Origin of the sequence: Gloeotrichia echinulata CP02 (genome assembly GCA_038087035.1) — a bacterium.
GTDB lineage: Bacteria > Cyanobacteriota > Cyanobacteriia > Cyanobacteriales > Nostocaceae > Gloeotrichia > Gloeotrichia echinulata.
The window spans coordinates 6569279-6593884 of the sequence record CP051187.1; the positions used below are offsets into that span (position 1 = coordinate 6569279).

Below are 24606 nucleotides of genomic sequence, written 5' to 3' on the forward strand. Positions count from 1 at the left end.
ATTTTACAACAGTCAGCAATCAACCAGTCATACTATTCATAAATAATTTAAGTTTTTCTCAGGATTTGTGCAGAAATAACTTACTTACTTATTTGAAAAGCCTTAGCACGGAAAACATCGGGTATTTCCGCATCTTAGGTGTGTTCTACTAAATAATTCATCATGTCAAAAAAACAGAAAAGTCTCAAAAAGTCATCGCATATCTACCGTTCTTTAATTGCAACAGCACTATTAACTAATGGTATTTTCCAATTTGTTGCACCTGTACTAGCTGAAGGTACAGCAGCGGGTCAATCAATCAGTAATACCGCGACTGCGACCTATGAAGATCCCAACAGTCCAGGGACTCAGATAAATGCTACCTCGAACACAGTGACTGTAACTGTCGCAGAAGTAGCTGGTATCACCGTGACAGCTTCTGGAGTTGTAGATAACAATGGTGGGGCTATTCAGGTGGGAGATTTGCTCATCTACACCTACACCCTGACAAACGTTGGTAACGACCCCTCACAATTCCGAATTCCTAACTTAGCTAGTACAACCGGGCCGGGTACAGTTTCTGGTCAACTACTCCCCGATAAGAATAATCAGACACCAAATAACGGTACTCTGCAATACAGCACCGACGGTGGTACAACCTGGACAAATGTTAGTGATGGTGGCGTGAATACACCCTCAGTCACCCCTGGTGGTACTGTATTGGTGCGTGTACCTGTTACAGTACAAGCAGGCGCTCAAGCCAATGACATAATTAAAGTTACCCTTGGTAATACCCCTGGTGATGCTCAAAACCAACCACGAAATCCTGATGGTGGTGACGTTTATACTGTAGATAACCCTGATGGTAGCGTTGGTGAGGTAGATGGACTACCAGTCAACGGTACAAGAGAAGCCAGTATCACTCAACAGATCAAAGTAGGTAGCACTCCCAAAAACGTTGCTTTAGCGACCATCCTCAAAACTCGGACAGGCTATGACAATGCTGCTACTCCCAGCACACTGGCTGATGATGTCATAACTTATGGCTTGAGTTTAAAAGTTGAGTCTAACGACGTAACCAATAATGGATTAATTCCAGCACCTTTAACTGGTACAAATATTAATCTTGATGGCTCACCAGTCCCAGTCACCCGCATTTTATTATCTGATGCGATTCCAGCGCAGACAGTAATCAATGGTACACCGACTGCACCACCAGGGTGGAAAGTGGTTTATTCTGGTGATGATCCAACCAGTAAAACTGCCGATCAAGCTCAATGGCAAACTGACATCACTAAAGTAACTGGTGCAGTTAGACGGATTGGTTTCATTAACGATCCGACGGTGCTAACTACAGTATCTCCGGGAACAACTCTGACAGGCTTTAGCTTGCAAATCAAGACTAGTGGCGTCACCGGAACCACTGCTACCATCGTCAACATCGGTCAAGCATTCGGTCAAACCCTTGGGGATGGAACTAAAACTCTAGTTTACGACAACTCTGGAGACCAATTTCCAGATAACGTTAACCCCAGCACTGGTCAATCTAATCCTCTAGACTCTGGCTATGTTCCCAGTACAGTTGACCCAACTACAATCGCCACAGATCCAGGCAATAATAACAGTAGTACTACTCCTGGTGGTAGTGCCAACATATATAATCTTTCAGCCCCTAACACCGTCGCACTCTTGAATGGACCTAATAGTACACCAGAGGCTATTGGACCGACAAATAATAATGATGATTTCACTAATAAATCTGCATTAATTCCTGCCAATACCCTTCCTGGATCAACTATTGATCCGGCTGTTGTTGCCTTTACCAACACGGTTCAAAATACTAGTAGCAGCGGAACTGCTGTCAACATCTATATCGTACCTGTAGCACCGACGAAAGCAGATGACTTACCAACAAATACATTGGCGACTATAACCTACGGTAGCATATCGGCGACCTACAAATACGATGGCACAAAATTTGTGTTCCAGTCAGGAAATGGTACTGTTGGAGGGAACCCAATTAGTGGCAGCAACCCAATACGCATAGATGCAGTGGCACAAAATGCTAAAGCTAACTATGGTGTGGAAGTTGACCTACCTCCTGGTACACAACTGTCAACGGATATCAATCGAGGCTTCCCAGTACCTGTGACTACTTTTATTGATACCAATGGCAACGGTACAGTTGATACTACTGAAGCGCAAAACACTACAATTGACCGCGTTTACACGGGCTTCTTACAACTGGTGAAAGTGTCAAGAGTCTTACAAGGAACTGGTCCTGCTGTTGGTACAGGTCAAGATAACTTTGAGACCACACCAGCTTACACAAATCCCGTGACTAAAATCGTGATTGATCCAAATCCCAATCAGGGTGATGTAGCAAGAGTACCTGGACCGGGGAATATTATTGAGTACCAGATTCGGTACAAAAATATTTCCGATCCGCAAGCGGGAACAGGTAATATAATTTTGAATGCCAACAAGGTTGTGATCAATGAAGATGGGACTGCGGGTGGTAACAACTGGTCCCTAGACAACGATAACAACACTCAAATTGACACTAGTAACATCGTTGGTTCAGCCAAGGATTCGGGAGCTTCCACCATTCAATTCTTCAATGGTAATCCCGCTAACACTTCTGGTCTTGACCAAACCGGCACAACGGTAAACACTGATGTTACCAAATATCTCAATTCTGTGACAGGCACAGTTGCGCCTGGTGTGCAAAGAACATTTACCTTCCAACGCAAGGTGAACTAGAATCTTATCCCCAACCCCTCTATCAGGTAGTAGAGGGGAGCCAGAAATAACTAAGTTGTGAAAGTTTGCATAGGTAATTATGAAACGATTTTCGATATCAGCTTTAGGTGCATTTGCTCTCATCGCTACAGTTCCCTTCGTCAGTCAAATACCAGGAGTGCCAAATATCTGGCATTCTGATAGTGCAATAGCCCAAAATGTGAACCGTCAAGGGCAAATACAGTTGCGTTTAGAAGCTGAGAAACAAGTTATCGCCCAGAATCAGCAAGGTAAACAAAGTAAAACATGGCAACCGCTAAAAGGTCAAGCTGTGGTACAACCAGGAGACCTGTTGCGTTATACCTTAAATAGCGAAAATCAGAGCGATCGCCTGGTTAAGAATCTCACCTTGAATCAACCAATTCCCCGAGGAATGGTATATGTGCTGAAATCTGCCAATGCGCTCAACGAGGCTAAAATTAGCTATAGCATTAATGGCGGTCGCAATTTTAGCGACAATCCCACAATTAAAGTTACTCTTGCTAACGGAAAAGTAGAGACTCAACCAGCACCAGCAACTGCTTACACCCATATCCGCTTTTATGTTCCTTCAGTCGCTGGAAAGACAACATTCACAGCCACTTATCAAACTCAGGTACGTTGATATGGCTAAGAGAGGTGGGAATAATTTCACCTCTCTACCTGAAGTTTATTTTTAATAATTGCAAATTCAATTAATAATTGATGACACAAAATGTGGCGTTTAATGAACTGATAATTTTGACTGAAGTCAATAGAAATTTCCAGAATTAAATTATTTGTCTTCATAAATTAAATTAGCATCGTTTTTTCGGGTATGTGCATATAAAATCAACATATTTTATATGTTTATAATGTGGCATTTAATAGGAGATTTTCCGTGAATTCTCGTCATAAACGAACGCAAATAATTTGCGGTAATTGGTTAAAACGTATAACAGCAACCCTGATGCTTGGCAGTTGGTTGCACTATCTACCGGTGAGCGCACAACCTATTAATAACCAATTGGTGTTACCAGTCATTAAAAACCAAGCTACTTCCAGTTATTCAGATACTATTACTAATAATGAATATCAAGGAATTTCCAGCGATGTAAATATTATTAACTCCGCTGCAAATTTGATTGACCCTCTAGGGCGAATTTTAGGTTGTGCCGGCACACTATTACCTGATTATACAGGTTTTTCTGTTGGTGTATACGAACCTGATCCTAACGAGCCAACAGGGACAGAATTAGGAAAATTGCTTAATCTAACGCGGACAGAGTTACCTGATATTCCTAACAACGGAATTTCCCGTGGAATAGCGCCAAATAGTGAAAATAATAACCCTTATTTTGTTACAAATAACCCAGCGGGTGTCTACAACTTTCTCTTAGATCCGAACAAGGGTCAAACAGATCCAGGTAGAACCTATATTTTTGTAGTCAATCCACCACCGAATTCTACAATTTATAAACAACGACGCATCAAGGTTGAAATCCTTGCCAACACAGATAATACTAATAATAACATCATTCAATATACTGCGACATCCTTAGATGGTGAGCCAATCAATCTTACAGGTGATACAAAAATAGACCAAAGAGTTGTCTTGGTTCCGAATGCAGAAGTAGTGGGACTGGACTTATTAGCCTTTGAATTCACCACAAATTTGTGTCAACCGAATCAGATTCAACTGGTAAAAACAGGCGATCGCGCTGCGGCTGAACCTGGAGATACGGTCATCTATCGCTTATCGGTGAAAAATTTATCTGATATTAGTTTGAACAATGTAGTTGTAACTGACAACTTACCTTTTGGATTCAATTTTTTACCTAAATCTGTGCGGGGAGAGATTGATAGTCAGTCGGTATCTATCACTTCAGAAAATAATGGTAAGACGGTGACATTTCGCACAGATGCAAGTATACCCAGCCAGAAAGTGCTAAATATTGCCTACGCTGTGCAACTAACGCCAGATGCAGTGCGGGGAACGGGTCGTAATAGTGCGAGCGTCAAAGCACAACGAGCTGATAACCGTTTTATTACCAAGGATGGCCCAGCAACCCATCAGTTAAAAATTCGTCCAGGAATCGTCTCTGACTGCGGAACTATCATCGGTCGTGTGTTTGTTGATCATAACTTTGACGGTGAACAACAGCCTGGTGAACCGGGGATACCGAATGCTGTGATTTTCTTGGAGGACGGGAATCGCATCACCACAGATTCAAATGGTTTGTTTTCCGTCGCCAACACATTACCAGGAAACCACACAGGCGTACTAGATCTCAGCAGCGTCCCTGGTTACACCCTAGCTCCCAACCATAAATTCAAAGAACGCAATAGCCAATCTCGCCTAGTACGTTTAGAGCCGGGTGGGTTAGTACGCATGAACTTTGCAGTTACCCCCACCGTTGAGGAGGAAGTCAACAAATGAAACCCAGACTTCATCATCCAAATACTTTCAACCTCAGATTAATCACAGCTATAGTCGGAACTATCAGCACAGTTTTATATCCAGCTATAGTCCAGGCTGAAACTAACAGCAACCCACCAGAAATTTCGCAGACAGAACCAGCTACTCAGTCTACTGATACCAAGCCCGCAGAAGCAGCTGAAGAGAATACAGAGTCTCCATCATCGACAAATCAAATCCAACCATTTCAACCAGCAACTGATACCACGTTGCCCAAAAACTTACGCAAGCTAGCCGGAGTCGCCGAAGAGAATACAGATTCCACCTCAACAACCGTCAAAATTCTCACGCCAACGGTGGACAGTGTTGTAGACGTAGCCGCTACGACAGTGGTTGTGCAATTTCCTGCAGGTAGTCAGGTGGAATTGCGGGTAAATGACATATTGGTAGACGCTTCCTTAGTGGGAAAGACAGAAAGTGACGCCACCACCAACTTAGTAACGCAGACATGGTATGGTGTCTCCTTAAAAGCGGGAAAAAATACCATTTCTGCACAGGTAGTGGGTGGGACAGAAGCACCTGTAACCGCAGGGGTAGTGGTCAGGGGAGCGCCACAGCAGCTAACTGTGGAAACAGTGGAGTCTCGTATCCCCGCTGATGGACAGTCTACGGCGACGATTCGGGGTCAATTGATTGATGAACATGGCAATCGGTCAGACCATAATGGTGTAGTTACCCTGGAGTCTACCGCTGGGGAGTTTGTAGGTGCAGACTTCAAACCCGATGAACCGGGATTTCAGGTAGAAGTGAAGAAGGGAGAATTTACAGCAAATTTGCGATCGCCTCTCAAAGCGCAAACTGTAACAATTCGGGCGACAGCTAATGATTTAGAAGCTTTTACCCAACTGCAATTTGAAACGGCGCTGCGTCCTAGTCTCGTCAGCGGTGTCATTGATCTGCGCTTGGGAGCGAGAGGTACAGATTACTACAGCAGTTTCCGTGATTTCCTCCCAGCCGACAGAAACCACAAAACACAATTAAATTTTCACTCAGCGGTATTTGCGACTGGAGCCATTGGCGAATGGTTATTTACAGGTGCATATAACAGTTCTCGTCCCCTCAACGAAGATTGTAACTGTAATAATCGGCTGTTTAGGACTTATCAATTTAGCGAGCAAAACTATCCTGTCTACGGTGATAGCTCCAAAGTTGATGTCGTCACGCCTTCGATTGATAGCGTATTTCTGCGTTTTGAGCGTTCCACGGGGATTCCCGGAACTACCCCCGATTATGCCATGTGGGGTGATTACAATACCGAAGAATTTTCCCGGTCGTCGCAGCAATTTACCGCTATGACTCGTCAACTCCACGGTTTTAAAGCTAATTACAACTTAGGGAACTTCCAAGTTACGGGTTTTTACGGCAATAATTTAGAAGGATTTCAACGAGATACCATTGCTCCCGATGGCACCAGTGGCTATTACTTCCTTTCTCGCCGCATACTGGTTCCTGGTAGCGAAAATGTCTTTGTCGAGTTAGAAGAACTGAATCGTCCTGGTACCGTCCTCGAACGTAAACAACTTAACCGAGGCCCAGACTATGAAATCGATTATGATCGCGGGACATTATTATTCCGCGAACCCCTTCTTCGCACCGATGTTGATCAAAATGGACAGGTTTTAGTCCGCCGTATTGTAGCTACATATCAATATGATAGCAAAGACTCTGACAGCAATATCTATGCTGGTCGGTTACAATACAACTTTTCCCATATCCTCAACCAAGAAAGTTGGTTAGCCGCAACTTACGTCAAAGAAAATCAAGGGGTGCGTGGCTTTGAACTTTACGGTGCAGATGGGATGATTGCTCTGGGTGAGCAAGGAAAATTGATCGCTGAATATGCTCATTCCACTAATGATTCTGAACTAATGGGACGGGTCAAAGGTGACGCTTATCGCTTAGAAGTCGAAGGACAGATTTTCAATGGTATCCAAGCTCGTGCTTATTATCGCTTTGCTGATACAGGCTTTGCGAATAATGCTACTATTAGCTTTGTACCTGGTCAAACCCGCTATGGAGCAGATCTCACAACCAAACTTTCTGCAACTACAAATCTGCGGTTGCAATATGACCACGAAGATAATTTCGGGGTTGCGCCCCAACCTTTGGATACCTTTGAATCGCTATTTTCACCAGGGTCTGAAGCAACTCCTGGGAGTAAAGTTGATAATTCACTGACAACAATTACCGCTGGGATTCAACAACGTTTTGGTAAAGCCACTTTTGATGTCGATTGGATTCATCGTCACCGGGAAGACCGCATCCCTGATAATGCTTTAACTAGCACATCTAACCAATTGCGATCGCGTTTTGCTGTTCCACTGACAAATCGGCTAACTTTCCAGGCGCAAAATGAGTTCACCCTCTCATCCGAGAAAGATTCTGTTTACGCAGACCGCACTATTTTAGGTCTAAATTGGGCGGCAATTCGTGGTGTGAATATCAGTCTTGCCCAACAGTTTTATAGTAGCGGTCAACTTGCTGGTAATTCTATCACCAGCTTAAGTATTAATGGTGAACAGAAACTCGGCACTGATACCACCTTAACTGGTCGTTACTCGATTTTAGGTGGTGCTAACCAACTGACAACCCAAGGCGCCATTGGTTTAAATAACCGCTGGACTATTGCCCGTGGATTACGGTTAAATCTAGCTTATGAACACGTATTTGGTAACTTTTTCGCACGCACTGGGACAGGTCAGCAATTTGCTCAACCCTTTGCTCCTGGTCAAAGCGCCTCGGCGATAGGCTTTGATGGTGGCGATAGCTACAGTGCTGGTTTGGAATACTCTGATAATCCACAGTTTCAAGCCAGCGCCCGTTATGAACATCGCAGTTCTTCTGGTGGTTCCAATACCGTAATTTCTGCAGCCGCTACAGGAAAAATATCACCATCGCTTACAGCCTTAGTGCGTTATCAACAGGCAAACGCTGCCAATCAAAAGCTGACCGGATTAGGAGATACAATTAACATGAAACTGGGTTTAGCCTACCGCGACCCCAACAATGATAAATTTAATGCCTTATTGCGTTATGAATATCGCCAAAATCCCGCAACCATACCCGATACCGTCCTTTTAGGTAGTGGTACGGGGTCTGAAGATCATACCTTTGCCTTAGAAGCTATCTACGCCCCTAACTGGCAATGGGAATTTTATGGTAAATATGCTTTACGTAACAGTACCTCTTACCTAGCCAGCGATTTGGTAGGAACCAGCACAATAAATTTAGCACAATTTCGCGCTACCTATCGCCTGGGATATAGCTGGGATTTAGTCGGTGAAGGTCGTGTCATTAGTCAATCTAACTATACCGAGACAGGCTTTGTCATAGAAGCAGGCTATTACCTGACCTCTAACTTGCGTCTTTCCGCTGGATATGCATGTGGTAAAGTCGATGACCGAGATTTTTCTGGGACACGTTCTGCTGGTGGCGTTTATTTGGGATTAACCCTCAAGCTCAACGAATTATTTGATGGCTTCGGACAGCAAAAACCTATTCCACAAAAGCCACAGGAATCTAGCGCAAAAACTCAGTGAGGGTGGTAGATTCTCGTAGATATAGGGAAACCTAAAATCGGACTGGGGACACTTCGGCAAGCTCAGTGCATCGCTGGGGATTGGGGACACTTCGGCAAGCTCAGTGCATCGCTGGGGATTGGGGACACTTCGGCAAGCTCAATGCATCGCTGGGGATTGGGGACACTTCGGCAAGCTCAGTGCATCGCTGGGGATTGGGGACTGGATTAATTTACTCTTGACTCCTTACTCCTTACTCCTTACTCCTTACTCCTTACTCCTTACTCCTTACTCCTTACTCCTTACTCCTTACTCCTTACTCCTTACTCCTTACTCCTTACTCATTACTCCTTACTCCTTACTCCTTACTCATTACTCCCAATCACTATGATGAAATTTCTATTAACAATCAGCTATCCAGGAAGATTAATCAGCAGTCTTGCCTTTTTTTTGTGTATCTTGGGACAGGGAATATCGCCTAGTTGGGCTGAGGGAAGCAAAGAGTTAGTATCAGATGGCGGAGACAGACCCTATCTTGAATGGTCAGATCGTTCAACAGCGAACGTTTCCCGAAAAACAAGACTCCAGGTCTTCATCCAAGCGGGAGAAGTTGTCAATCTTGGCTCTAGTGTGGCAACTAGTTCTACTAACCCAAAGGATATTATTTACACTAGTCCCTTTGGTACTCAAAATGGTTCTTGTGATGTCAATGCTAGTACTGGCGTTGGCTTTATTGATACCCTTGCTAAGGAAACAGCAGGTCCTTTACCCAATACTGGTGGCTATACCCCCTGTAAGTTCACTGCTAAAGAAACGGGGATTTACACAGTCGAGTTTCATGCTCCCCTTACGAATGGTATCACTGCCGATCCTCCGCCAATGTCTACAACCAGCCAATTTCCTACAGACGCAACCCAAGGTATGGCGGTAGCAGCCTGGGATATTACAGTCAGAGATAGTACCAACACGACGACCCAAAAAGGGCGGGTATTTACTAAATACGTCGCCCTAAATATGGGAGAAAATCCTCGTTCTCTCAACTCTAAGTTTTATATTCAAACTAAAGATGGGTATCGGTACGAAACTGATCTCAATGGAGTCGATCCCTTTGGTTTCATCTTTTTTGCGAATAGCCGAGGATATATTGACCAAACGAATAAGAGTACTCTTTACCGTTCTGCTGCGGGTGCTGATAATAGCCTCAACTTCGCTGGTAATGTTAAAATCCAAAATCCCAGTGCTGCTGATACACCGACAGATCTTACTCACCTAATTTTCTTCAACCGACCAGACCCCCTCACCCTAAATGCGTTGAGTATTCCCACAACAGCAATTTTGCCTGTAGAGCCAAATTCTTTCAAATTCACTGGTGGGACCGGAGGTAGCGGTAATCAAACTCGCATTGGCGTGGGGGGGTATTTTAGTTTCAATACTGCTACCCCTGGAAGCTATCAAATTATCATTGACACCAATAATGATGGCATTTACGATCCTAGTGCTGATCGGGTATTGCAAAATATATCGTCTGTTGGCTCTAATGTGGTGTTTTGGGATGGAAAAGATGCTAATAAGGTAAATTTGGCACCCCTGCCTGGTAATGCACCCTACAAAGCCATGATTACCGCCAGAGCAGGGGAATATCACTTCCCGATGTTGGATGCTGAAAATAATCCCCTAGGATTTAAAATTACAATGGAAAACGCTCCAGGGCCTTTTAGAGACTTCGCGGATCAAAATGGGGAGCCCCTAGGACCAACCACGGTTTACTACAATGACAGCAATTACACCACAGCCAGTGGAACTACAGTTAACTTAAATCCCACGGGAATTCAAGTAGCTACTAACCCCCGGAATGCAGCCAGAGGAATAAACAGTGCGAATGGAGCGCATAGATTTAACAACAATTATGGTGACTTTAAGGGGATAGATACTTGGACATACTTCTCTAGTAAAGCAGTATTTGCTGACATAGTAATTACCACAAGTCAGCAGGCAAATGTCAAAGGTACTAAATCGGTTCGCTTTTTGACAGACAATGACGTTAGTGGGACTGCGACTGTGGGTGATACCATCGAATACACAATTGTCTACTCTAACTTAAATCCAGGTAACACCAATGCCATTAACTTTGTGATTAATGACTCGTTGCCTTCACAGTTAACTCTTGTAAGTGCGGCAATTACTGCTGCTACTGCTGGGAATAATATCACAGTCAACCCCAATTATAACGGCTCTGGTGCTGTTACCAACTCTGGTACTTTGCGTGTAGGCGATACCATCACTATTAAAATTACTGCCAAAATCAACAATGCTAATGGCGGTACTTCCATTAGCAACCAGGCCAGTGCTACCTTCAACACTACAGAAAATCCTACTAAAACAGTTGGCACTGTGTTAACAGATGCAGACTCTGCAGGTGCTACTACCAATTCACCTTCTGTAGGTAATTATTTCTTACAAACTGCTAATGATAATGTCGAAGCAGGTAACAATCCCAATGATCCAGCAGACGATGACCCAACAATCTTCTCAATAGTAAATGCAGTCCCTTCCAATCCTCAACTGCTACTTGTTAAACGCATCACGGCCATCAATGGTACGGCGATTAACCAATATGTTGATGATACTACCTCTAGCGAAAAAAACAACGATAATAACCCCAATTGGCCTGCTCCTTTAGATCCTAGTAGTGGGATCAGCACCTTTTTGCGGGGTGTGATTAATGGCGGTACTGTCAAACCAAATGATCAATTAGAATACACTATTTATTTCCTTTCCAGTGGAAATAAACCGATTACCAACGTGAATATCTGTGATTTAGTCCCGGAAAATACCACTTTTTTGCCCTCTTCTTTCACTGGTAATACGCCTACCGATAAAGGTTTACCTGGTGCTGATTCTGGGATTGCTCTGACCATTGGCTCTACTACACAGTATCTGACTAATGTTGCTGATCCACCAGATCGCGGTCAATATTTTCCACCAGGGATAACACCTCCATCATCATTCAAATGTTCAGCGCCTAATACGAATGGAGCGGTTGTAGTAAATATTGTTACCAAGACAACACCCGCCACAGATGCACCCCAGCCTAATGAAATATTACCAAATGCTACTTCTGCTGGTACTCCCAGCAATTCCTACGGTTTTATTCGCTTCCGCGCTCAGGTAAAATAATTTGAATTTTGAATTTTGAATTTTGAATTTTGAATTTTGAATTTTGAATTGTTTTGCTCAGTCCCTGATTAGCCACCGCTAACTGGGGGAATTAAGACTACTTCGTCAGCATCTCGTAGGATAGTATCTGGTTCGACAAAGATCAGATTAACACCAAAGCGGGTGACATCCCGCCATTTGTTGAGTTCGGGATGTTCGGCAATCAGGCGATCGCACACCGCTTTAACTGGTGTACCATAAGGAAATTCCAGCATCAATTCTGACACCCCATAGGCTTCTTGATAGGCGGCGAACAGTTTAACTGTAATGGTAATTGCTGAATTGGGCACTGAGAGGCTCCTAATAATTTTCAGATAGACTTATTTTGAATGATATTCTCAATAATGTGATGACAGAGAGGAGATTTAAACTTAATTAACTGCATATTCTGTATATTCTCGAAAGCACCAAGAAAGCTTTTCATTTCAACAGCTATTTTTCGTCCAATTTTTTCCGCAGCTATAATCTTCTCTGCTCCTAAATCAACAAATAAATCTTTTGCTCCATACTGAATAACTAGTGGATCATTAGTAATTGTCCAAGCATCTTTTTCTAAAGCTGTTTTAACTATATTATGATAGATATCTTTAGCAGGCATTTGAGTTTAACAGGTTATTAGCAGTTATACACTTAGTTTTTTGGTTTTGCTTCTGCTTGTTATTCTAACATACTTACATCAGGCAGGGTTTGTGGTACAATAGGCTGAAAATTCCCTAAGCTTAATCGTTTGAGCTATATTTAGTAAACCAGTTATAGTCTAAAATTTCTTGTAAAGAGCCAATAAGTTTAACAGGGAATTTATCAACGGGAATTTGAGAGCGATCGCTTGCTTCTGCTCTTCCTTCTTGATAACATTCATCAAATATTTCTAAGATGTAAGGCTTCAGGCTAGGACTATCTTTAAGTACATCTTTAATCTCTCGGCGAAATGTTCTAATTTCCCCTTTCCAATGTCCTTCATTTCGCTCTCGTTCCACATCCCAGTATGTAAGTTTCAGCAGATGTTCAAAAAGTCGAATCAACAGACTTTTTATTCCACGCTTCTCACTTCTGTCCATACTTTCCAATTCTTCAATCAAGTTATCTAAATCCACAGACTCCAACTGTCCAGCGCGAAGTTGGTTGATAGTAGTTTTCAGCCAAAGGTAATAATCTTGGTCGTATAAAGTCTCAGTTGTTGGTTGTATTTCTGTCGTCATACTTCCTCACATCCTATCCTATTTGTTTGATAAAAAGCCGCCTCTAAAATCAACATATCCGCTGTGATACTATCATAATAAAGAAAGTTGAGTAGCTCCTTGAACGACTACATAAGCAACAGGCTTATTAATTTTTCTCACCGTGGAGGGGTTAGGGGTGGGGTCTTATTTTCCAGTCAGCTAATCACGAGAAAATCTCATTCCCCAGTCCCCAGCGATGCACTGAGCTTGCCGAAGTGTCCCCAGTCCCTATTTTCAAGTCTGGCTAGACCGCTTGTAATAACCAAATCTTAATTGTTTTATCATAACTTCCACTGGCAAGAAAGTTACCATTAGCGCTCAAAGCGACAGAATTAACTGTACCTGAATGTCCGGTGAGGGTTTGCAAAAGTTTACCTGTGCTTAAAAGCCATATTTTGATGGTTTTGTCAGCACTTCCACTGTAGAGGGTTTGTCCATCAGCACTCAAGGCTAAGGAGTTTACCTCATCTAAATGTCCAGTGAGGGTATGTAGCAGTTTACCTGTGCTTAAATGCCAAATTTTGATGGTTTTATCAGCGCTACCACTCAAGAGAATTTCGCCATCAGGACTCATAGCTATGGATTTTACCCTACCGCCATGACCAGCGAGTGTGCATAATGGGTCGCCTGTGCGTGGTTTCCATAGCCTGATTTTGCTGTCAGCACTACCACTGGCTAAGATTGTACCATCGCGGCTGATGGCAGCGCCATGTACTGCGGATGTATGCCAAAGAGTGCAAATGCGATCGCCTGTATGCAAATTCCATATCTTAATTTTATTACTACCACTGGCGAGAATCTGCCCATCGGGACTAATTACGACTAAATTAACTGGTTTTTGATGTCCTGAAAGTGTATGCAGTAATTTGCCCGTTTTTAAATGCCATACTTTAATATTACTTTTGGGATGTTCACAGCTACCAACGGCGAGAAAATTTCCGTCGGGACTGACCGCAATCGATGAAATTTCGCCTAAATTCTCTGAAAGAGTGCGGATTAGTTTACCGGTTGTCAGATTCCAGACTTTAATGGTTTGATCTGCACAGCCACTAACTAAAATCTCGCTATCGGGACTAATCGCCACAGAAGATATTTTACCAGAATGTCCAGTCAGGGTGTAGGCAAGAGTAGCAGATTCGAGAGTGCATTTGTATTTGAGCTTGGCGATCGCCTCCAACAATCTCTCTACAACCACAATACTCTGGCGATCGCCAATGCCGCTAAAATATTCTTTTAAATTGCAGACATATCCCTCATCTTCAATTTTCAAGGCTGATTGCATCGCCTCTAATGGATTACTGATTTCCTGTAATGATACTTGGCGCAGTTGTAACCATGTTGTGATAGAATATTTTGCTTGTTCCTCTGCCCAAGTGCGATCAGGTAAATGGGATAGACTCTGGGCTAATTGCAAAGCCAACTCTGGAATCCAATAACGTCTCTCGGCTTCTAGAGCTTGGTAAACTTGTTTGTAGCCTGTGACTATTGCTTGTACTGATTGTAAATCAATCACATCTCCCAGCAAATTTGGCAGTAACTTTGGTAGTAAGGGCGGTAAATTATGATGAACTAAATGATAAACATCCGCTACCCAGCCAGCAACCAAACAATGACAAGTGATTAAAACCTGACAAAGTTTTTCATAATCCTGATTATTAATTTGGTAGCGTAACGATAACTTACTGATATCAATCCCCTGACTTATCCATTTTTCTTCTTTTTCTAAAATTGCTAAATTTCTGACATTGTCTTTACCTAAATTATTAACTTCTTCTAAATTTTCTCCCAGGGCTACAAGTTCATCTCTAATTTTTTTCCACTCCAAAGCCCGACTTTTAGCAGATTCTTCCAGAATTTCTTTATAAGGTAATCGGGAGATGGTTTTATAGTAATATTTTTCATGTCCCAAACCCCAATAACCAATCCGAAAATTGAGATAATTTCCCTCATTCTCTGACTCTAAAATTAAAATCGGCTCTGTTTTTAGAGTACCAAAAAGAGCCTTGATGCTAGATTCACTATGAAACCGTTTACTATCCCATGCGCCTGCTAAAAATTCTGTAGGTCTAACTGGACTATGAAGAGAGTAATGCTGATTGATAAACTCTCGTAAACCTTCAGCTAACATTAGCTCAATTTCGGGAATTTCTTCATTATGACTGTCAAATTTGTCAAACTTGACTGCTGGAGGAGCCAGAAAAATTTTTAGCGGTGTGCGTTCATTAGTCCTATGAGATTCAAGAATTTGGGAAGGATATAACCGCAAAGGCCAATTATCCGCGATTTTGTGAACTTCTGGTAACTTAAGCGCAGTTTCTCGCTCTTGTGCAGATATTTTTAATTGCGTCTCATATTGATAAACTACCAATTTCTGCTGGAAGCGTTTTTCTTGTTCCAATTCAACTACGGAACTTTGTCTTGACACCAAACTATTTACAGATTCGATGCCTTTTATAATTGTCTGTGGTAGTTCGTATGTAGTTGTATTTAGACTAACTTCAGTCCTCTTTTGGATGAGAGATGCAATTACAGGTGCAAACTCTATTACCAGTTGAATCAGTAATCTTAACCCTTGCTCCATAAGGACATACCAATTAAATTAATAACATTAACAGCTAATAGCCACCACTGATATTTTTTACATCTGAAATAGGATTGCTACAACTATCTAGATGATAGCTGGATTTTTTACCTATTTTTGTTATCCATCTAGGAAATTAGAATTATTAGACCACAGATCTGACCAGCAATACCCTGAAATGCCAAAAAGATTTTAGGATATTGCTTCCAAGGTGGGGTGGAATGTATCCCACATTTTGTATTTCTTTTTGTAACACATGTACTGATGTTAAAGATGGTTACTTAGTACAGTGTTTCATAAATTCGTGACGTTTTGGTTCGTAGTTGCGCTTGGCTTACGCCACGCTGCGCGAATAGCGCTAAAGCGCAACTACGAACGATAAACTTGATTTTCATTTCGTCGAAATAGCCGAAGTGTCACAGTTGGATATAAATGCGATGCCTACGACCGTAAACTACGCCCTTTTTCCAATTATATCATGTTCGGATAAATACTTGTCACTATATAATAATGATTATCATTTTTATATAGCTGTATGTCACCTGTAAATTCAAATAATGAGAAGCCTGTGAACCTGTTCCAACGTCCCCGTCGTCTACGTCGGACTGCAACGCTGCGGCGGATGGTGCGGGAAACTACTCTGAGTGTGGATGACCTGATCTATCCGATGTTTGTTACCGAAGGTGAGGGGCAAAAAGTCGAAATCGCCTCTATGCCGGGGTGTTATCGATATTCGTTAGATTTGCTACTCAAAGAAATAGCCGAAGTGTCACAGTTGGGCATAAATGCGATCGCCCTTTTCCCGGTTATCCCCGAAAATAAAAAAGATGACACAGGTACAGAAAGTTACAACCCAGAGGGATTAGTACAGCAAACAGTCAAAGCCATTAAACAAGCAGTCCCGGAAATTGTCGTGATTACTGATGTTGCCCTTGATCCTTTTACCACTCATGGTCACGATGGTTTAGTAGATGAAAAGGGCAAAATATTAAATGACCCAACTGTCGAAGTTTTAGTGAAAATGGCAGTTTCTCAAGCTGCATCTGGGGCAGATTTTGTCGCACCTTCCGACATGATGGATGGTAGAGTTGGGGCAATTCGCAAAGCTTTAGATGCAGAAGGTTATATTAATGTAGGGATTCTGGCGTACTCTGCAAAATACGCCTCTGCCTATTACGGTCCATTTCGCGATGCGTTAGATTCTGCACCGAAATTTGGCGACAAAAAGACTTATCAAATGGATGCAGCTAATGCCAGAGAAGCTTTAAAAGAAGTTGATTTGGATATTGCCGAAGGTGCAGATATCGTCATGGTTAAACCTGCCCTAGCCTACCTAGACATTATATGTCAGGTAAAACAAGCGACAAATTTACCAGTCGCAGCATACAACGTTAGCGGCGAGTACGCCATGATTAAAGCTGCAGCCCAGATGGGTTGGATTGATGAAAAACAGTTAATTTTGGAATCTTTAACCAGTATGAAACGGGCTGGGGCTGATTTAATTTTAACTTATTTTGCCAAAGAAGTAGCCCTGATGTTGATGTGATTGGGCATTGGGCATTGGGCATTGGGCATTGGTGAAGATTACTTCCTTATCTTCCTCATCTACCTCATCTCCCCATCCAAAGTTGCTGGTCTGCCCTTGGCAAGCTACCATGAAAATGATTATCATAATAGCCAGAGTATCAAACTGCAATGCCATTTTCGACCACCATTCCTGCAAAAATCGACCTGGCGATTATTGGTGCTGGGCCTCATGCTCTGACCTTAACTAGCCATTTGCTGCAAAAACGCGAGAGTATACGGAGTAAAGTTGTCGTATTTGACCCCAGCGGTAGGTGGATGAGTCGATGGGAACACCAATTTGCGGCGTTAGAAATTCCCCATTTGCGATCGCCTGTTGTCCATCATCCCGAACCCAACCCGTTTGCTTTCAGGAAATTTGTTGAATCTCAAAATCGTCCCCAGGAACTTTTCCCCCCCTATGATTTACCAGGAACGCAACTATTTGGGGATTTTTGCTTTGATGTGATTCGCGTGCGTCAGTTACACGAGCAAGTTATCCCCAAAGCAGTGCGGCGCATTGAACCTTTACCTAATCATATGCGATCGCAATTTCGCCTCAGCTTGGAAGATGAACAAACGATAATTGCTCGGCGGGTGGTGCTAGCAACCGGTAGCGGTCAAGTGCAGATACCTGATTGGGTCAAGGAGATTGAGTCAGGGTATCCTGAAGATAGACTTCGCCATTCGCAAACCGTAGATTTACGTACTTCCCAGCTGATGAATCAAAGAGTGTTGATTGTCGGTGGTGGGTTGACCAGTGGACATTTAGCAGTAGGTGCGATCGCTCGTGGTGCAAAGGTACAGCTGATGATTCGGCGTCAGTTATCAGAAAAATTATTTGATGCTGACCCAGGGTGGTTAGGGCCAAAGTATCTCAAAGGCTTTTTTGCTGAATCTGATTGGGAGCAAAGGGCGGCGATGATTCAGCAAGCGCGTAATGGTGGTTCTATGACACCTGCGATCGCTACCCAATTACGGCGAGAAGTGCGTAATGGTAAAATCAGAATTGATGAAAATTGTCAAGTAGTAAAAGCCGAATGGTTGGGTGAAAATTGGCAAGTGGAATGTAGTGATGGTACTCACCATGAGTGTGATTATATTTGGCTATCCACAGGAACTAAATTTGATGTCACCAGCGAACCCTTATTAAAGGACATTTTCCAGACTTACCCGATTCCTGTGGTTAAAGGTTTGCCGGTTTTAGATTCTTCTCTGCGTTGGCCTGGGTGTGAATTATTCATTATGGGTGGTTTAGCTGCTTTACAAGTAGGACCGACAGCCCGGAATTTATCAGGTGCAAGAATGGCTTGTGAGAAAATCGTGCCAGCTATTGTCAAGCCAAGTTTAGCTTTTTCTTATATTGGCATACAAGCGGGCTAGCTCAGATCTTGCACCTTTACGCATAAACCATGAATCGACAAAAAATATGTGATGTATCTTACCTTACACCAGTCTTTGCGTAAATAGACCACGCCGTAGGGGCGCAAGGCCTTGCGCCCCTAAAATGTATTGGGTTATGTGTGGTTCAATCAACTGAAAATTGCTGTAAAATCCCATACTGAAAAAAACAACAAACCCAAAACCTGGTTGTTGCAAAAAACTATTTTTGCGTTAATATGATAACGATTCTCATTATTTGAAGATATGGTCAGCTCCTTAACCCAACCCCAGGACAACTTGAGCCAGCACGACGGTGAGAACCTGACGCGGATTCGTCACACCTGCGCTCATATAATGGCAATGGCAGTGCAAAAGCTATTTCCAGGGACTAAAGTAGCAACTGGCCCAGTTACAGACATCGGGTTTTACTACGACTTCGATTGTCCAGTTAGCATCACTCCCGATGACTTGGAAAAAATTGAGGGACAAATGCGGCGGATAATTAAAGCAAACCTCCCGATTATCCGCGAAGAGGTGGAACGGGAGGAAATTCGCGCCGAAATTGCCGAATTGAATGAACCTTATAAGTTAGAAATATTAGACCGCATTCCCCCAGGGGAGACAATCACCCGCTATTTTATTGGTAGTCCCGATAGTGGTAAACCGGAATCTTCATTGTTTGTCACAGAGATTCAACCACCAACTAACTATTGGTGGGATTTGTGTGCAGGGCCACACATTAATTTTACTGGTGAAATCGCGGCTGATGGATTTAAATTGTTGAATATTGCTGGTGCTTATTGGCAAGGAGATGAAAGCAAACCCCAGCTACAACGAGTTTATGGTACAGCTTGGGAAAGCAAAGAACAACTACAAGCTTACCTCAAACAACAAGAAGAAGCCTTACGCCGCGATCACAGAAAGTTAGGTCAAGAACTGAATTTGTTTAGTATTCAAGAAGAAGCTGGTGGTGGCTTAGTTTTTTGGCATCCAAAAGGAGCAAGGATTCGCTATATTATTGAAGATTATTGGCGTAAATCTCATCTAGAATCTGGTTATGAATTACTCTATACACCCCATGTAGCAAATCTTGATTTATGGAAAACATCGGGACATTTTGATTTTTATCAAGAGAATATGTTTGACTCGATGGATGTGGAAAATCAGGCTTATCAAATCAAGCCGATGAATTGTCCATTTCATGTTTTAACTTACAAAAATCAACTACATTCCTATCGAGAATTACCTTTGAGATGGGCAGAATTAGGCACTGTTTACCGTTATGAACGTTCTGGGGCGCTACATGGTTTAATGAGGGTGAGGGGATTTACTCAAGATGATGCTCATATCTTCTGTTTACCTGAGCAAATCGCCGATGAGATTTTAGGAGTTTTAAATCTCACAGAGCAGATTTTGTCAGATTTTGGCTTTAACAATTATCAAGTGAATCTTTCTACTCGTCCTGATAAATCAGTGGGAACTGATGAAGTTTGGGAATTAGCAACGGTAGCGTTAAAGCAAGCTTTAAATGCTAAAGGCTGGAATTATGTTGTGGATGAAGGGGGTGGTGCTTTCTATGGACCCAAAATAGATATAAAAATCCAAGATGCAATTGGTCGTTTGTGGCAATGTTCCACGATTCAGGTAGATTTTAATTTACCTGAACGTTTTAATATGGAATATATTGCCGCTGATAGTAGTCGCCAACGACCAATTATGATTCATCGAGCTATATTTGGCTCATTGGAACGTTTTTTTGGGATTCTCATCGAGAATTATGCTGGTGATTTTCCCTTATGGTTAGCACCAGTGCAACTGCGATTATTACCTGTAAGTGATGATTTTCGAGAGTATGCAGGATCAGTAGCCAACTCTTTGCAAAAATCTGGATTTAGGGTAGAAATAGATAGCAGTGGTGAACGTTTAGGTAAACAAATTCGCACAGCGGAGTTAGAAAAAATTCCAGTTGTGGCTGTTGTGGGTAAAAAAGAGGTGCAAACCCAAACCTTGAGTGTCAGAACTAGACAATCTGGGGATTTAGGGGAGCTAAATTTAAATCAACTTGTAAATGCTTTACAAGCTGCGATAAACAACAAAACAGTAATTCAAAACCAAATCTAGTTTTAATTATGAGTGAATTCATTGATCTTCCTAAACGGGGAATGCCTGTTACCATTATTACCGGGTTTTTAGGTAGTGGTAAAACTACACTGCTCAATCAAATTCTCAAAAATAAACAAGATTTAAAAGTCGCCGTCCTCGTCAACGAATTTGGCGATATTGACATTGATAGCCAATTGCTAGTTTCTGTAGACCAAGATATGGTAGAACTGAGCAATGGCTGTATATGCTGCACCATAAATGATGGTTTAGTTGATGCAGTTTATCGCGTTTTAGAACGAGAAGAACGGATTGATTATCTGGTAATTGAAACTACAGGTGTTGCTGACCCATTGCCGATTATTTTAACATTTTTGGGTACAGAACTCAGAGATTTAACCACCCTCGACTCTATTATTACTTTGGTCGATGCTGAGACATTTGACGCTAACCATTTCCATAGTGAAGCTGCTTTAAAACAGCTAACCTATGGAGATATTATTCTTGTGAATAAAACCGACTTAGTTAACGAAGGAAAAATTAAAGAACTAGAAGCTTACATCAGTAATGTGAAAGTGGGCGCGAGAATTATTCGCACTCAACATGGGCAGGTGGCGTTACCATTAATTTTAGATGTGGGATTAACTCCCACAGATGAGTATACTGCTGATAATGTGGAAGATGCCGATGACCATCACCATCATCATCATCATCACCATGACCATCACCATCATCACTCCCATCATTTAGAAAATGATGGATTTGTGTCCATCTCTTTTCAAACAGATAGACCCTTTGATGTGCATAAATTTGAGAATTTTCTCACGGAAGAAATGCCACAAAATGTATTTCGAGCGAAGGGGATTTTGTGGTTTACCGATAGTGGCTTACGCCATATCTTTCAACTGAGTGGATCTCGTTATAACTTACATGCCGATGAATGGTATACTCCACCGAAAAATCAGGTAGTTTTTATTGGTAGGAAGTTAGATGCCAATGAAATTCATTCCCAACTTAACAAATGTTTGCTATGATTAAGGAATGTTAAGTAAAACATAATTTACTTAATAGTTATGAGCCATTTATTTCTAAATAGACTCATAGCGCTTACAGCGTTTTTCAGTTGAATAGACCAGGTGGTAGGGGTGCAAGGCCTTGCGCCCCTACGAGTATCTGTGGTTCAAAGAAATAAAAATTGCTGTAAAGTATTGGGCAACAAGTAATCCTTATCAATCAAACACAGAAAATGACTTTATCGATTCGTCCCGATATGAATTCTGCTGCTCAGATAATGTCATCTTTATCTACTCAGCAGGTGGCGACTGTCACAGAAGCGGAAATGATGCAAGCTGTGCGGACTTTGCTGATTGGATTAGGAGAAAATCCTGACAGAGAAGGGTTAAAAGATACTCCCAAGCGAGTTGTCAAAGCCTTGCAGTTTCTCACAAAGGGATATCATGAATCTTTAGATGAACTGCTAAATGGAGCAGTATTTACCGAAGATGCCAACGAAATGGTATTAATTCGGGATATCGATATTTTCAGTTCCTGCGAGCATCATATCTTGCCAATTATTGGTCGCGCTCATGTTGCCTATATTCCTAACGGCAAGGTGATAGGATTATCGAAGATAGCCCGCATTTGTGAAATGTATGCTCGACGTTTGCAAGTGCAAGAACGTCTCACCTTACAAATTGCTGATGCGTTGCAAGGGTTACTCAAACCTCAAGGGGTTGCAGTAGTCATAGAAGCAACCCACATGTGCATGGTGATGCGCGGCGTGCAAAAACCTGGTTCTTGGACTGTTACTAGTGCAATGCGCGGTGTATTTTCAGAAGATGGACGCACTCGTGAGGAGTTTATGAATTTAGTCCGACACAACGCCAATTTTCATTAAATAGTTTGTAGGGTGGGTCAGTACCGATAATTACAGCAATTTTCAGTTGATTGAACCACACATAACCCAATACATTGTAGGGGCGCAAGGCCTTGCGCCCCTACGGCGTGGTCTATTTACGTGAAAACTGCTGTAAGCTGATTTTCGTTTGTGTTGGCGGACTTAGGACAAATCCTGAACGCCTTACGGGCGCAAGGCCTTGCGCCCCTACAAAATTTGTGTCCAAGGCCTTGATCCGCTAAAAAATTTGTGCGGACGTACTTAAAAATGATTATCATTTTATTATGACTATACCAATTATTACCGTCGTTGCAGGTCCAACTGGATCTGGAAAAACCACCTGGATTTGCCAACAAATCCGAGATATCGCCGCTGTAGAAAAAGTAATATATTTTAGCCCTGGTACGGGGAATGTTCCCATTGATCAAAACCGTATAGCTGCTGAATTTCCAGGTATACAAATCTTTGGTGACGGTCAGGAAATTGAATTTGTTCACCAAATACCCCAAGCAGATGCAGTTTACATCGAGATAGGATTTTACTTACAATTAGGAGCCATAGCATTCGTATTAGATAATCTCACCTACCGTGCGATCGCAGTTTTACCACCCCACCTGCAAAACTCTGAATACCATAATTGGGCACAAGAAATCATCCAGGGCGCACCAGCCTTAACTAACACTGTAGAAAATTTATGGCGAGCGGCTAGCAGCGGTCAAGTGATTGACCAAAACAGTGTAGAGGAATTTTGGTACGAAATCACCCACGGTGCTTATGGTATTGTCACCCGTGCCAAAGGAATTTTTGATGTGAACGATGGTAGGTCACTTTACGGTGATTTTGTCGCTGATGTTCCCCAGACAGATTTTCTGGAATTAGATCTACCGCGCTACTTAGAAGGTAGACCCCAGCGTTTTTCGGGTTTAGAAGTGGTAGGGACAAATTTGAATGAAGCAGCTTTAAGACAAACTTTATCAGATTGCTGTTTATCTGATGTGGCAATTTTGCAATATCAACAACAGGTAAAAGAGATTTTATTACAGGAGCAACAAGCGTGAAAATAGCCGTCATGTCATGTATTCATGGAAATTCTGCCGCTTTGGATGCTGTATTATTAGATATCGACCAGCAAAAAGCTGACAAAATCTTTTGTGTTGGTGATTTGGTCGGATATGGCCCCGATCCTAACGCAGTTGTCGCCCAAATTCGCTCTTTAGATATTCCCACCTGCGCTGGCTGCTGGGATGAGGATATTGTAGAAGGTTTGAACGCTTGTGATTGCAGTTACCCCTCATTATTGGCAGAAAAAAGAGGTCAGCAAGCTCACGACTGGACTAATAAACAAATTACCCCAGAAAATCGCGAATTTTTAGCCAAATTACCCCATAGTCTCAAAGAAGGAAATTTGGCTTTTGTTCACGGTAGCCCTCACAGCAACCATGAGTATTTGTTGCCTGAACTAGACGCTTTTGTTGCACTAGAGCGAGTAATTTCCACAGGTGCAGATATTCTATTTTGTGGACATACTCATGTACCTTATGTCCGCACTCTGGACGGTGGTCAGCTAAATGTCCGCTTTGGTAGAGGAGACGCAGTAGAGGAAATCAGCTTTAAGACGCCTCTCAAACGGATTGTGAATGTAGGTTCAGTGGGAGAACCGCGACATGGGCGACCAAATGCAACATACGTGATTTATGATACTGAAAATCAAGAAATTAAATTGCGGGAAGTTGCTTACAATTATCAGCAAACCTGTGCAGCAATTATCGAGAAAGGTTTACCAGCAATTTTTGCTTGGCGGTTAGCCCAGGGGTTGGAATATGCAGAACGGGCTGATGACCCAACACATGTTTGCACAAGGTAATCTCTCTCCTCCTCTGCGCCCCTCTGCGCTTTCCTTTGCGTTCCTC

16 protein-coding genes and 1 pseudogene are annotated in these 24606 nt (G+C 42.4%); 13 read left to right on the top strand and 4 right to left on the bottom strand.

The annotated features are described in order from the left end of the window. Positions 1 to 162: 162 nt before the first annotated feature. From HEQ19_29270 to HEQ19_29295, 6 genes are all read left to right on the top strand, one after another. Positions 163 to 2742 carry a hypothetical protein gene (locus HEQ19_29270; protein ID WYM02964.1) on the top strand — a complete coding sequence of 860 codons (2580 nt, stop codon included), beginning with the start codon at positions 163 to 165 and terminating at the stop codon, positions 2740 to 2742. 79 nt (positions 2743 to 2821) lie between these two features. Then, the gene (locus HEQ19_29275; protein ID WYM02965.1) at positions 2822 to 3385 is read left to right on the top strand and encodes a hypothetical protein; all 564 of its coding nucleotides are present in this window, start codon (positions 2822 to 2824) and stop codon (positions 3383 to 3385) included. 324 nt (positions 3386 to 3709) lie between these two features. Continuing rightward, on the top strand, positions 3710 to 5179 hold the full coding sequence (locus HEQ19_29280) for a hypothetical protein (protein ID WYM03688.1): 1470 nt from the start codon (positions 3710 to 3712) through the stop codon (positions 5177 to 5179). Next, the gene (locus HEQ19_29285) at positions 5176 to 8757 is read left to right on the top strand and encodes a TonB-dependent receptor (GenBank protein WYM02966.1); all 3582 of its coding nucleotides are present in this window, start codon (positions 5176 to 5178) and stop codon (positions 8755 to 8757) included. The genes HEQ19_29280 and HEQ19_29285 overlap by 4 nt, the downstream gene beginning before the upstream one ends. 65 nt (positions 8758 to 8822) lie before the next feature. After that, the gene (locus HEQ19_29290) at positions 8823 to 8978 is read left to right on the top strand and encodes a hypothetical protein (protein ID WYM02967.1); all 156 of its coding nucleotides are present in this window, start codon (positions 8823 to 8825) and stop codon (positions 8976 to 8978) included. Between the two features lie 145 nt (positions 8979 to 9123). After that, positions 9124 to 11913, top strand: coding sequence for a hypothetical protein (locus HEQ19_29295; GenBank protein ID WYM02968.1), 2790 nt, complete (start codon positions 9124 to 9126; stop codon positions 11911 to 11913). Positions 11914 to 11981: 68 nt separating this feature from the next. Here HEQ19_29295 and HEQ19_29300 read toward each other — a convergent pair whose 3' ends face one another. From HEQ19_29300 to HEQ19_29315, 4 genes and pseudogenes are all read right to left on the bottom strand, one after another. Then, complete coding sequence (locus tag HEQ19_29300) at positions 11982 to 12242, bottom strand: MoaD/ThiS family protein (GenBank protein WYM02969.1); 261 nt, start codon at positions 12240 to 12242, stop codon at positions 11982 to 11984. 119 nt (positions 12243 to 12361) lie between these two features. Then, positions 12362 to 12550 (bottom strand): annotated as a pseudogene (locus tag HEQ19_29305) (element excision factor XisH family protein). A gap of 121 nt (positions 12551 to 12671) precedes the next feature. Then, positions 12672 to 13151, bottom strand: coding sequence for a DUF29 domain-containing protein (locus HEQ19_29310; protein ID WYM02971.1), 480 nt, complete (start codon positions 13149 to 13151; stop codon positions 12672 to 12674). A 265-nt stretch (positions 13152 to 13416) separates the two neighbouring features. Next, complete coding sequence (locus HEQ19_29315; protein WYM02972.1) at positions 13417 to 15753, bottom strand: WD40 repeat domain-containing protein; 2337 nt, start codon at positions 15751 to 15753, stop codon at positions 13417 to 13419. Between the two features lie 535 nt (positions 15754 to 16288). Between HEQ19_29315 and hemB the strand changes: the two genes are divergently transcribed. The 7 genes from hemB (at position 16289) to HEQ19_29350 (ending at position 24560) form a co-directional block, all read left to right on the top strand. Further along, positions 16289 to 17299: a porphobilinogen synthase gene (hemB, locus tag HEQ19_29320; protein WYM02973.1), complete on the top strand. Its 1011-nt coding sequence runs from the start codon at positions 16289 to 16291 to the stop codon at positions 17297 to 17299. A 149-nt stretch (positions 17300 to 17448) separates the two neighbouring features. Then, positions 17449 to 18699: an FAD/NAD(P)-binding protein gene (locus tag HEQ19_29325; protein ID WYM02974.1), complete on the top strand. Its 1251-nt coding sequence runs from the start codon at positions 17449 to 17451 to the stop codon at positions 18697 to 18699. 264 nt (positions 18700 to 18963) lie between these two features. Beyond that, the gene (thrS, locus tag HEQ19_29330; protein WYM02975.1) at positions 18964 to 20820 is read left to right on the top strand and encodes a threonine--tRNA ligase; all 1857 of its coding nucleotides are present in this window, start codon (positions 18964 to 18966) and stop codon (positions 20818 to 20820) included. Between the two features lie 8 nt (positions 20821 to 20828). After that, positions 20829 to 21833, top strand: a complete 1005-nt coding sequence (locus tag HEQ19_29335; GenBank protein ID WYM02976.1) for a GTP-binding protein — start codon at positions 20829 to 20831, stop codon at positions 21831 to 21833. A 212-nt stretch (positions 21834 to 22045) separates the two neighbouring features. Continuing rightward, the gene (folE, locus tag HEQ19_29340; protein WYM02977.1) at positions 22046 to 22696 is read left to right on the top strand and encodes a GTP cyclohydrolase I FolE; all 651 of its coding nucleotides are present in this window, start codon (positions 22046 to 22048) and stop codon (positions 22694 to 22696) included. 284 nt (positions 22697 to 22980) lie between these two features. Next, positions 22981 to 23754, top strand: a complete 774-nt coding sequence (locus HEQ19_29345; protein ID WYM02978.1) for a GTP-binding protein — start codon at positions 22981 to 22983, stop codon at positions 23752 to 23754. Then, a complete protein-coding gene (locus tag HEQ19_29350; GenBank protein WYM02979.1) occupies positions 23751 to 24560 on the top strand; it encodes a metallophosphoesterase family protein in 810 nt (269 codons plus the stop codon). The genes HEQ19_29345 and HEQ19_29350 overlap by 4 nt, the downstream gene beginning before the upstream one ends. Positions 24561 to 24606 lie beyond the last annotated feature (46 nt).

Excerpts from the sequence above, each read along its gene's own strand:
- HEQ19_29315 (WYM02972.1), bottom strand. The coding sequence starts at position 15,753 with ATGGAGCAAGGGTTAAGATTACTGATTCAACTGGTAATAGAGTTTGCA.
- HEQ19_29335 (WYM02976.1), top strand. The coding sequence starts at position 20,829 with ATGAGTGAATTCATTGATCTTCCTAAACGGGGAATGCCTGTTACCATT.
- HEQ19_29285 (WYM02966.1), top strand. The coding sequence starts at position 5,176 with ATGAAACCCAGACTTCATCATCCAAATACTTTCAACCTCAGATTAATC.
- HEQ19_29295 (WYM02968.1), top strand. The coding sequence starts at position 9,124 with ATGATGAAATTTCTATTAACAATCAGCTATCCAGGAAGATTAATCAGC.
- HEQ19_29345 (WYM02978.1), top strand. The coding sequence starts at position 22,981 with ATGACTATACCAATTATTACCGTCGTTGCAGGTCCAACTGGATCTGGA.
- HEQ19_29280 (WYM03688.1), top strand. The coding sequence starts at position 3,710 with ATGCTTGGCAGTTGGTTGCACTATCTACCGGTGAGCGCACAACCTATT.
- thrS (WYM02975.1), top strand. The coding sequence starts at position 18,964 with ATGGTCAGCTCCTTAACCCAACCCCAGGACAACTTGAGCCAGCACGAC.
- hemB (WYM02973.1), top strand. The coding sequence starts at position 16,289 with ATGTCACCTGTAAATTCAAATAATGAGAAGCCTGTGAACCTGTTCCAA.
- HEQ19_29325 (WYM02974.1), top strand. The coding sequence starts at position 17,449 with ATGCCATTTTCGACCACCATTCCTGCAAAAATCGACCTGGCGATTATT.
- HEQ19_29310 (WYM02971.1), bottom strand. The coding sequence starts at position 13,151 with ATGACGACAGAAATACAACCAACAACTGAGACTTTATACGACCAAGAT.
- HEQ19_29270 (WYM02964.1), top strand. The coding sequence starts at position 163 with ATGTCAAAAAAACAGAAAAGTCTCAAAAAGTCATCGCATATCTACCGT.
- HEQ19_29275 (WYM02965.1), top strand. The coding sequence starts at position 2,822 with ATGAAACGATTTTCGATATCAGCTTTAGGTGCATTTGCTCTCATCGCT.
- folE (WYM02977.1), top strand. The coding sequence starts at position 22,046 with ATGACTTTATCGATTCGTCCCGATATGAATTCTGCTGCTCAGATAATG.